The sequence below is a fragment of the Flavobacterium sp. CFS9 genome (genome assembly GCF_041154745.1).
Classification (GTDB): Bacteria; Bacteroidota; Bacteroidia; order Flavobacteriales; family Flavobacteriaceae; genus Flavobacterium.
Map to the genome: position 1 here is coordinate 74,759 of NZ_AP031573.1, position 11,327 is coordinate 86,085.

Genomic DNA, 11,327 nt, shown 5'->3' on the forward strand with positions numbered 1-11,327 from the left:
CTGATTATATTGTAGGGATTACAAAAGGTTTATTTGAATGTTGTATTGATTTTACAGGATCACTAAAAATTGATTTCGATATTGATTCTGGAAGCTTCCAGTTGTTTTTCACGTTCGGTTTTAAAACTGTAGGTTCCTATTTCATGTTCTATGCCTTTTGACAGTTCTTCGAGAAATACCAGATAACGTTCTGCAAAAAGGTCTACGGTATCTTTGCTAAAAACATCTTTTCTGTATTCGAGGATGAAATTGGAACCGTTTGAAATCACCCACAAGTCATACTTAACCTGTTCTGTGGCTACATTTTGTGCTTTTGCTTTAAGATTTTCATTGATTGTAAATTCATCATGAGTAAGTTCATTCCAGGTAAAACCAGTATTGATGAAATTGGTTCCTCTGTCTCCCCTCTCAAATTCTAAATCTCTCAGAATTAAATCAATTGGGTACATTTGATGCTCAAAAGCTTTGGACAATTTGTGCTGAACCAATCTAATTATGGTTTCGAAATTTTCATTTCGATGAAGTTTAACTCGTATAGGAAGCAGGTTAACATAATACCCCAGCTGATCTTCGAGATGCGCATGAGCCCTTCCCGCAAACGGAACTCCTAATACGATATCCGATTGCTCTGTTTGTACATGTAAAAAACTGAAAAATGCGGCCAGGTGAAATGAAAATTCCGTGACATTAAGCTTTTTAGCGATTTTCTTTAGGATTGAATTGACCTCAGCATTCAGAGAAAAATCGATTTTATTATCTTGATCTTCAACATCATCCGAGAGTAGATAATCGTATTGGTACTGGAGCGGTTTTAAATGCCCTTGCAGCTCCTTCATCCAATAAGCATTGGTAATCGCATTCGATTCAACCTGAGTTTTTAACCAATGACTGTATTCTTTGTACTGAATGTCTAATTTAGAAGAAGGCAGAACTGCTTCTTTTTTCAATATGGAGTTGTAATTACTGCTGATCTCTTCTATCAATAACTGCAATGACCAGGCATCGGATATGATATGATGGATTACAAATAACAAAACATGATGTTGGGAATCGATGTGAACTAATTTTGCTTTGAACAAAGGTCCTTTGAACAAATCAAATTCAAAATTGCTTATTTGTTTAATTTCCTGCTTTAGTAACAGCTCTTTGTCATTAAAGTCGCTAAAATCTTCGCATCCGATTGAAAGTTTAAATTCTTCTGATGGTGTAATGAACTGTCTGATACTTTTTTCTTCATCTTCTTTAAAAACCGTTCTCAGTATTTCATGTTTTTTGATAACGCGGTAAAAGGCTTCTTTAAAAGCAATAATGTCAAACGTTCCATAAAAATGATATACGGCAGGAATATTATAAGCTACCTCTTGACCTTTAAACTGACTCACCATCCAAAGGCTTTTTTGTGCGTACGACATTTCGTATGAAGCGGCCGCAGGAACTGCTGTAATAGGTTCAAAATTATTGGAGAACGATCTCTTTATCAGTTCAGCCTGATCTTTTAAAACAGAATATTCAAACAGCTTTTCAAAAGGAACGGTAACCTGTAATTGTTCGTTTATTTTATTAATCAACTGCCCGAGCTTAAGACTGTGCCCTCCCAGATTGAAAAAATCATCGGATGCACTGATGGTCTCTACTGCTAAAATATCTTTCCAGATAAGTGCTACTGTCTTTTCAATCCTTCCTTTAGGTTCCACATAACCACTATTCGTCTCGTTAGTTTCGTCGATATTCGGAAGTGCTTCTTTGTCTGTTTTTCCATTTGGAGATAAAGGAATAAAAGGAACCTCAACATAGTATTGCGGCACCATATAAGCCGGCAGTTTGCTTTGCAGATATACTTTCAAATCGTCTTTAGAAATGGCATTAGCCACTGTGTAATATGCCACTAAAGTATCAACAGCTTTAAACGGTTTTACCGCCACCACAACTTGTTTTACCTCTGCTGAAAATTGCAGGAGACCATTTTCTATTTCGTCCAGCTCTATTCGATAGCCCCTTAATTTAACCTGATGGTCTTTTCTTCCCAGGAATTCAATATTCCCGTCCGGAAACCATTTGACCATATCGCCCGTATCGTATAAAATGCTTCCCTCAACAAATGGATTACTGATAAATTTTGCTGCTGTAAGTTCTTCTTTGTTCAAATATCCGAGCGCTACTCCTTCACCGCCTAAATAAAGTTTCCCAGCAATTCCTACTGGTGTAAGCTGTAGATTTTGGTCTAATACATAAGCCTGTGTATTGGAAATAGGTTTTCCAACCGGAATTGTTTTATAAGTCTTGTCTTTTTCTAACTGGTAATACGTGCTATAAGTTGTATCCTCAGAAGGTCCGTACAGGTTTCTGATTTCTGCTGTAGTGCACAGCAATTCTCTGGCAATATCTACCGGAAATGGTTCACCCGCCAAATTGATGATGCTGGCATTTTCTAAGGAAGAAAAATCTTCCTCAATCAGACTTCGGATACTGGAAGGAACTGTATTCAGTAAAACTTTTTTATCTGTTTTTAATTCTTTACTAATCTCCAAAGCATTGCTAAGCAGTTTTATAGTCTTTCCAACTGATAACGTAAAAAACATCTCATAAGCCGAAAGATCAAAACAATGTGAGGTTACCGCATAGACCAAATCAAAACGTTCTGTATTGAATTCTTTTTTGGCCCAATACAAGAGTGCTGTAACATTTTTATTGGTAATCAGAACTCCTTTTGGTTTACCTGTTGTTCCCGAAGTATAGATAACATAAGCCAAATCTTCGGCTTGGTTTATTTTTGGAAGATTTTCGATACTGTATTGTTGTTTTTTTGCCTGAAACTTGCTCCATTCGTTTTCGTCAATTACCACTTTGCAATTACTATCTTCTACAATATATTTTATGCGATCCTCAGGATAATTAACATCCATCGGAACATAAGCTGCACCTGATTTAAGCACTCCTAAAATGCTTATAAGCAAACGCTCGTCTCTTTTTAAACGAACACCAACTAAATCGTTGGGGCTGATCGCATAATTTTCTCTCAGATAATCCCCAAATTGATTGGATTGTTCGTGGAGTTCTTTATAAGTTAGTCGTATATCCCTGTAAATAAGAGCGCAATCATTTGGTGTTTGGGCTGCCTGAGACTCCAGCAGATCAACAATAGTAGCTTCTTTTGGAAAGTAAATTTCAGTAGCATTGAATTTTTTCAGCAACAATTCTTTTTCTGTTTCCTCTAAATATCCAATAGCATCAATCGTAACGTTTGCATCCGTAAATACGGTCGTCAACAAATTCTCGAAATGTTTGAAGATTGCCTTAATCCAAAAGGCATCGTATAAATCGGTATTGTATTCCAGACTCAATAACAGTCTTTCCTCCTGCTCTGTGAAAATAAAGCTAAGATCAAACTGAGCAGTATTTCGTTTCACTTCATAAGGCTCGACATCAACACCCAGCATTGGAACATTGGTCGATAGGGTGTTTAATTGTGCCTGATTTTGCAGTACAACCAACACATCAAACAAGGCCGATCTCGAAGCGTCTCTTTTTAAATTAAGTTTGTTGACTAAAGTGCTGAAGGAATAATTCTGATGTTCATAAGCCTCGATTAAGATTTTTCTCTGCAGCTCCAGTAACGTTGTAAAACTATCCGTTCCGGTTATTTCGGTTTTAATTGCTAAAGTGTTTAAAAATAATCCAAGCTGATTTTCCAGTTCCGGATGCTCCCTTCCGGCTATCGGAGTACCCAGAACAATTGTATTCTGATTCGTGTAGCGGTACAACAGAGCATTGATTCCGGCCATTAGTGTCATGAACGGAGTAACATTATTCGTTTTAGAAAAATGTTTTAATTTTGATAAAAAAGTTTCCGAAAATTGATAGGAAAGTGTATTCCCATTATACGTTTGTCTCACCGGACGGCTTCTGTAACTTGGCAATTCCAAAACAGGAATATCTTCTTTAAATACAGATAACCAATAGTTTTCTGAATCTAAAACCGTTCCTTCGTTTTCCTGCGACTGTAACCATGCCGCATAATCTTTAAACTGAATTGCTGCAGGTGAAAAATCAACAGGTTTTTCCTGAACCAAATTATTGTAAGCGGCAACAATCTCAGAAAACATCAGTTCTAACGACCAGCCATCGCTTATGGTGTGCTGTACCGTTAAAGAAAGTATATGTTCGTTTTCTTCTGTTTTTAGTAATGATGCTTTTAATAATGGCGCTTTCGTTAAATCAAAAATAACGGCTTGCTGTTCCTCTAAATATTGAGAAATCTCTTCTGTGCTCTTATTCAGATAATTTTCGTGAGTAAGAGCAAAATTCCATTCGCCTTCTGCTAAGATGTACTGACTTATTTCGCCATCATAGCCCGCTTTAAAATAGGTTCTTAAAATTTCATACTTAGCGATTAAAAGAAGGAAAGCTTTCTCCAATTTTGAGACTTCCAATTCTCCTTTAAATTTTAAAGCTCCATGCATGTTGTAAGCACTATGACCACCTTCGAACTGGCTCAGCACCCAAATTTTATGTTGTGAAGAGGTTAACGGGTAATATCCCTTGGCCTGCGCTTTGGGAATTGCCTTATAACCTCCTTTTTGTATTTTTTGACTTATTTGCGCAATAGTAGGAGTTAAGAAAAACTCTTTGTAAGAAATAGATCCCTCTAACTGTTTGTAAATATGATTGATCACCTGACCGATCATTAAACTGTGTCCTCCCAAATCAAAAAAGTTGTCTTCGATACCTACTTTTTCAATCCCTAAAATTTCCTGCCAAATAAGAGTCAGCGTTTTTTCCGTTTCACTTTCCGGGGCTACATAATTTGCATTTGATACCTGAGTCAACGGCAAACTTTCAAGAACCTTACGGTCAATTTTTCCGTTTGGTGTCAGCGGAATTTTATCGACACCCATAAAATAATGCGGTATCATAAAAGCCGGTAGCTTTTCCTTAAGATAACTTTTTAAAATCTCGTGGTCCACCACTTTACTTTTAGTGAAATAGACCACCAAATTTTGTACTCCGTTTTTTTGTACTACCAGAGCAACGGCTTGTGTTATATTTTCTGAAAAAGAGAGTACCGCGTTTTCAATTTCTCCTAATTCGATGCGGTATCCTCTTAATTTTACCTGATAATCTTTTCTTCCCAGGAAATCAATAGTACCGTCCGGGAGCCATTTGGCCATGTCACCGGTATCGTACATTAAAGATTCCTCTTTAAACGGATTCGGTATAAATTTTTCAGCAGTCAGTTCAGGACGATTCAAGTATCCTTTTGACAATCCATCACCCGAAATGTACAATTTACCGGCTACACCAACCGGTACTAATTCTAAATTTTTATCCAATATGTAAACCTGTGTATTGGCTAACGGTTTGCCTATCGAAATCGAAACAGTATATTCTTTTTGTGGTGATAATCTATAAACCGTACTGTAGGTTGTATCTTCAGACGGACCATATAGATTTCTTATCTCAGCATTAGTCTGTAATAATTTCTTAGCAATATCAACCGGAAAAGGTTCACCTGCCAGATTTATTATCGCGGCATTTTCTAAACTGTATCCGCTTTCTATAATATTTCTAATACTTGACGGCACGGTATTAATTAATACCTTTTTATCGTATTGAAGCGCTTCTCCAATTTCGAGTGCATTGTCCAGAATCCGTATTTTTTTTCCTATAGATAAAGGGTAAAACAATTCGTAAACCGAAAGATCAAAGCAATAAGAAGTTGCCGCATAAACCACATCAAAAGCCGCAGCATTAAATTCCTCCTGAGACCAATAAAGTAAAACTACCGCATTCTGATGTCTAATCATTACCCCTTTCGGGTTTCCGGTAGTTCCCGAAGTATAAATGATATAAGCCAAGTCACTAGACTGATTTAGTCTTTCAGGATTATCTGTTTTATAATTGTCTTTTTGATTGAGAAAATCTTGAAATTCATTCTCATCAATTACAACTTTGCACTGACTGTCTTTTTCAATATATGTAATACGCTCTTCAGGATAATTAACATCGATAGGCACATAAGCCGCACCGGATTTAAGAATTCCTAAGATCACTACTGCTATAGATTCACTTCGTTCGAGCTTTATTCCAACTAAATCATTAGGCTGAATGTCAAACTCTTGTCTGAGATAATGAGCTAACTGATTCGCCTGCTGATTCAGTTCGTTATACTTTAATTCTATGTCTTTAAAAATAATCGCTGTATGTTCTGGTGTTTTTGCTGCCTGTTCCTCAAATAACTCAATAAGCGTTTTAGTCGGATATTTTTTTACAGAAGGATTAAAAGAGTTTAACAATTCTTCTTTCTCCAACGGAGTAACAACCGGTATTTGATCAACTGAATTGTTCAAATAATCCTCAAGATGCAGCAGCCAGTTTGCATAAGTACTTAAAAAATGAGCCGCCACATGATCCTCTACAAACGAAACATCATAGGAAAGAAATAGCTCAAATTCGGTATCATTTTTATTTACTGATAATGAAAACGGAAAACTATTTTTTGTCTGAGCGGATTTTAAATTGTAGAAAAAGCCAAAAAGCGCATATCCAGCAAAAGGATACTTTTCCTGTAACGTATCCTGATAGTCCGAATGTTTATAAACTTCCTGTAGCTCCTTTTTAACTTCTCCAAAATAGTCCTTAAATGATTGACCAGATGCAGAAATATTTTTAAATAATAATGCAATTTCCGCATCATCAGGTTTCGACGTGAAAATAAAACTCTCCACTTCAAAATAGCGTTGCAATAAGGCAGTGTAAACCGCAATTAAAACAGTTAATTCTGCTATGGCATTTTCACCTGTAAGTTTTTTAAAAAAAGAAAGATTCTCAGTATCAACTTGTATGTTCTTACTATTTGTATTTTCTGCCGGAACACTATTAATCAGGGATTTATTCTTAACTTTTGTTACCCAATAGTTCGAAATACTTTTTTGTTCAATGGTTGTCATTTAAAAAATCTAATAATTTGAGGGACATTTACTTCTTCAAAATGTGATGAAAGAAGTATAAGAATCCCGTTTAATTGTAAAAAACTGTCTTTTAATAAAATAGATCGAAAGCATTTACGGCATATAATTTCACTAATTATATGGATGCTATAGATATTTAAATTATTACTCTTCCGCAGAAAAAAGCTCGTTCTTATTGAGAGTTTAAGTTCATCATAATCGAAAGCCGGGCTTTTTACGCTCCATAATGTTAATTTTGCAAATAATAGGATGGAATTGTAGCGGTGATATTTTTCTGCAGCGAATCAATTCTAACCACAATTTTATTGGTGTTGTTTGTATTTAGTATTTCACATTCTAATCCTTTTAAGGAACCGTAAGAGATCGTTTTAAAATCTCCAACACTAAATTCTTCAACATTTGTTTGAACCTCTGTAACATCATTATTTAGAAGCAAAAGTTCAATTTTTCGCATTTCTTCATCACTCACTTTAGCATACTCCATTCCAAAACGGATGTACATGCACGCCCCATTAACCGAAAGTGTTTTATAAAAATCTAATGACGAATTAATTTTCACAAAAACATAAGAAGGGAAAAGCAATTTCTGGATACTTTTTTTTCTGTCTGTACGTGTACTCTGTACCTGAATGGTTGGCAAAAAAGCTTTAATAGACAGATATCCAAGCATATCAAATACTTTTCTTTCATGATGACTTTTAACATATAAAACGTACCAACCATTGTGAATTGACTTCATAAATAACCTTCAATTTATTTAATAGCTTCGCTGTCCTCGGTTACGAGAATACTCTTCTGAATACGGATTTGAAAAATTAAAACGTATTTTATTTACGGCTAAAATAGTAGTAGTCTTTATATAAAAATTACGGACTTTTTAAATAAAAACTACGGGCTTTCATATTAAAAAGCGTCAAACACTGATAATAAATCAAATACTTGCTCTTTCTGTGTGGGAAGCGAAAAAGATCATAATCCTCTAAAAACCAATAAACAAAGCAAACCCGACAGGTTTTTAAAACCTGTCGGGTTTAAGGACTTTTGTAGAGATCGTTAAAATTTTGTCATTTCAGAGCATTAAGCAAGCTCCCGAATATTAAACTGGACTTCAATTTTGGTTCCTTTTCCAATTTGTGATTCAATACTAAATTTACCTTTTAGCGAACTGGTTCTTTCTTTCATATTGCTTAAACCAATACCCTCTTTTTTAGTTGTTGTATCAAACCCCTGACCATTATCAGTAATTGACATTCTTAAGATACTATTAGCCTCAAACTGAATTTTAATTTCACATTTTGTGGCATTCGCATACTTGTTGATATTTAAAATCGCTTCCTGAATGATGCGGTATAAATTGATCTTGTAAATATTTTGAATGGCCGACCATTCAAAATTCTCGTTGGTTGTATAAGTAAATTCAGTATCACTAATCCCCTTTTGACCTTCGACTAAACTTAACAGTAAAACATTGAAATCATTACCATCCAGAAAAGAGCTATGACTCAGATCATGTGAGACCATTCTAACCTCATTTTCTATGTTTTGCAGTTCAAAAATGTACTCTTTCCTTTTTTCGATTATTTCCTTCTCCACCTTAGAATTAAAAAAGCCCAGATTCATTCGGACTCCATAAATTCTATTCATAATTCCGTCATGAAGTTCTTTTGCAATTTTGGATTTTTCATTATCTCTTGCATTATTTATCTTCTCATGCTGTTCCATCAGCAATAAATAGATTTCCTCGTTTGCTGACTTTTGCTTTTTAAGGAACTGAAATTCTTTATTTTTATACTTGGAATATCTTAAAATAACAACAATCAGCAATACAAAAATCGACGCAAATGAGAGGATTAAAATATAGAAATTTTTCTTCGTCAGAATCTTGTTTTCATCTTCAATTCTGGAAGTTTCGTACTCAATTCTTGCATATTTATTATGTGCATTTTTTTGAACAATATTGATGCTATCACTCAAATTAATGTACTCATTTGCATAATAGAGGCTATTTTTCTTATCCAGAGTAGAAAGCAGTTTTAATGACGTTAAAATTTCATTACTGTTCTTAATTCGTGTGGCTAACAAATTGGCTTCTTTTAAAACTTCAATTGCTTTAGCAGTATCTTTTTGCGTGAGGAAATACTCTCCAATGCGGATCTTCTTATATAAAATATCTGCTTCATCTCCTTTATTTTTCAAAATCTCTAATGATTTGGAGAACATTTCATAAACATTGTCATATTCTCCGATTTTCATTTTAGAATAAGCCAGATTACTCAAAACATTAGCATACAAACGAGGCCAATTTTTCTCTAAATCACTGGAAAGTAAACCTTGCAGCTTTGCTATAGACTTTAAATACTCCCCTTTTAAATCATATAGATTACAAATATTAATGGTAGCAGTTACATTATAATTGGTGATTTCGTCCTTGTCAATATGATTCAGCTTTATCTTTTCCAGATTATTCAAAGCCATACGATGATACCACAATGCTTTATCATAATTGACCAGCTTTTCCAGACAATTCCCCATTAAGGCATTACAGCAATAAAGCAATTGCTGATCCTTAGATTCTTTTAAGTACTGTAAAGCTTTAGAGATTTCAACTTCGCATTCGATATAATTTCCGTCATAAAACAAAACATAAGCTTTGTTAAATAACATGCGTGCCGTATTATCGTAATCCGATAATGTAGAATATACTTTTTCGGCTTGCAAATAATAAAAATAAGCGCTGTCCTTTTTTACATTTCCATAGCTGTCACCAATATAATAGAATGCTTTTGCGATTCCCTCTTTGTCATCAACCTCCTTAGATAATCTCAAAGCCTCTAAACTGGCTGCCAAAGATTTCTTCGGATTTTTATTGTAGTAGTATTCTGTGGACAGCTTAAAATGAAGATTTCTGGTAACAGAATCATTATTATGATACTTTAACAAAGTAAATATAGAATCTAAATATCTTTCTTTCTCCTTGCCAGTTAAATGCTTGCCATCAAATGAAATAGTGATTTTATCATTCGCATTCGCGAATTCATTTTTCCTGCAGGAAAAAAAAGTCAGCACAAGTAATAAGCAAACTATTTTAAAAGGTGTCGTCAAAAGTTTAAGTATTATTTTACAATTTCAAATATAGGGTTTTGAAACAAAAAGACTATAAGATTTAAAAATAAATCAAATAGTCTTTTTTATAAACACATAAACATTTAGTCTTTTCTGGTCGGTCTTGTAATTTCGGGATCACCCTCAGTATTTAACAAGTCAATATCCGAATTAGTCGTTCCATTTACCATATTATTTGCTTTTGGATCCAATTTTTCATGCAGATTTTTTGATTGACTACTCTGAGTTTTCGGCGTTTCGTAATCATCATTTGTACATGAAAAAGTTAACAATGCTACAGCAATTAGCAATCCCGGAATAAATAACTTCGTTTTCATAAAAATAACTTTAATTGATTATTGAAACAAAAAAACGCCAAACCGTGGATTAAAATGTACGGTAAATCCGTAATATTTCATTTAATTCATGTTAAAAATGAGACTTAAACTAATTATCAATCATTCAGCCGGTCTTTTTAGTTGTAAAACAATCAAAATTCCATTACGGAAAAACCGTAGTTTTTCTTACATTTGTTTTCAATAGAATTAAACAAATTATGAATCTTAATATTTTGATCGTCGACGACCATCCAATGACGGTGGACAGCTATATCAATCTCTTATCTGATGGTGAGTTTCAGCAAAATTTACCAAATTTTATTAAAAGTCATAATTGTGAAGATGCTTACAATAAAATCATTCTTCATCACAAGCAAAATATTAATATTGATTTTGCTTTACTTGATATTAATCTGCCGCCCTACAAAAAATCAAATATTAATGACGGTATAGACCTGGCCTATTTAATCAAGGATAAATTCCCGAATTGTAAAATAGTGCTTCTTACTATGCGCAGTGAACCTTTGACTGTTGACAAAATAATAAAAGGGATTCGACCTGAAGGTTTCATATCCAAAAGCGACATCAATTTTGAACAATTTCCTGTAATTTGTAAAAACATTATTAATGGCGAAATCTTCAGAAGCGATACCATTGTGGAATCTCAAAGGGAACTGTTTAAGAAAAATATTAATTGGGACAATCACGACAATCAAATTTTAATTCTAATCTCTGAAGGGGTAAAAACAGTAAATCTTCCCGAATACATTCCTCTTTCGATGAGTGCCATAGAGAAAAGGAAAGCCAACATAAAAGATCAGTTATTAAAAGGAAAAGGAAGCGACAAAGATCTAATTGAAAAGGCTAAAACACTGGGATTATTGTAACAAGATTAGTATTCTCCTTTTTTTCTTTAAAG

The 11,327-nt window shown here is 34.2% G+C and carries 5 protein-coding genes; 1 reads left to right on the forward strand and 4 read right to left on the reverse strand.

The window, feature by feature from the left end:
• Positions 1-62: 62 nt before the first annotated feature.
• The 4 genes from ACAM30_RS00155 to ACAM30_RS00170 all read right to left on the reverse strand — a co-directional run bounded on the left by ACAM30_RS00155 (position 63) and on the right by ACAM30_RS00170 (position 10,408).
• Positions 63-6,947: an amino acid adenylation domain-containing protein gene (locus ACAM30_RS00155; protein WP_369616668.1), complete on the reverse strand. Its 6,885-nt coding sequence runs from the start codon at positions 6,945-6,947 to the stop codon at positions 63-65.
• 250 nt (positions 6,948-7,197) lie between these two features.
• Positions 7,198-7,707, reverse strand: a complete 510-nt coding sequence (locus ACAM30_RS00160; protein WP_369616669.1) for a UpxY family transcription antiterminator — start codon at positions 7,705-7,707, stop codon at positions 7,198-7,200.
• A 338-nt stretch (positions 7,708-8,045) separates the two neighbouring features.
• Complete coding sequence (locus ACAM30_RS00165) at positions 8,046-10,070, reverse strand: ATP-binding protein (protein ID WP_369616670.1); 2,025 nt, start codon at positions 10,068-10,070, stop codon at positions 8,046-8,048.
• A 104-nt stretch (positions 10,071-10,174) separates the two neighbouring features.
• The gene (locus ACAM30_RS00170; RefSeq protein ID WP_369616671.1) at positions 10,175-10,408 is read right to left on the reverse strand and encodes a hypothetical protein; all 234 of its coding nucleotides are present in this window, start codon (positions 10,406-10,408) and stop codon (positions 10,175-10,177) included.
• A 218-nt stretch (positions 10,409-10,626) separates the two neighbouring features.
• Between ACAM30_RS00170 and ACAM30_RS00175 the strand changes: the two genes are divergently transcribed.
• Positions 10,627-11,295, forward strand: coding sequence for a response regulator (locus ACAM30_RS00175; protein ID WP_369616672.1), 669 nt, complete (start codon positions 10,627-10,629; stop codon positions 11,293-11,295).
• Positions 11,296-11,327 lie beyond the last annotated feature (32 nt).

Bases quoted from the DNA above. Each gene is read 5' to 3' on its own strand.
- ACAM30_RS00175 (WP_369616672.1), top strand. From the start codon at position 10,627: ATGAATCTTAATATTTTGATCGTCGACGACCATCCAATGACGGTGGAC.
- ACAM30_RS00155 (WP_369616668.1), bottom strand. From the start codon at position 6,947: ATGACAACCATTGAACAAAAAAGTATTTCGAACTATTGGGTAACAAAA.
- ACAM30_RS00160 (WP_369616669.1), bottom strand. From the start codon at position 7,707: ATGAAGTCAATTCACAATGGTTGGTACGTTTTATATGTTAAAAGTCAT.
- ACAM30_RS00170 (WP_369616671.1), bottom strand. From the start codon at position 10,408: ATGAAAACGAAGTTATTTATTCCGGGATTGCTAATTGCTGTAGCATTG.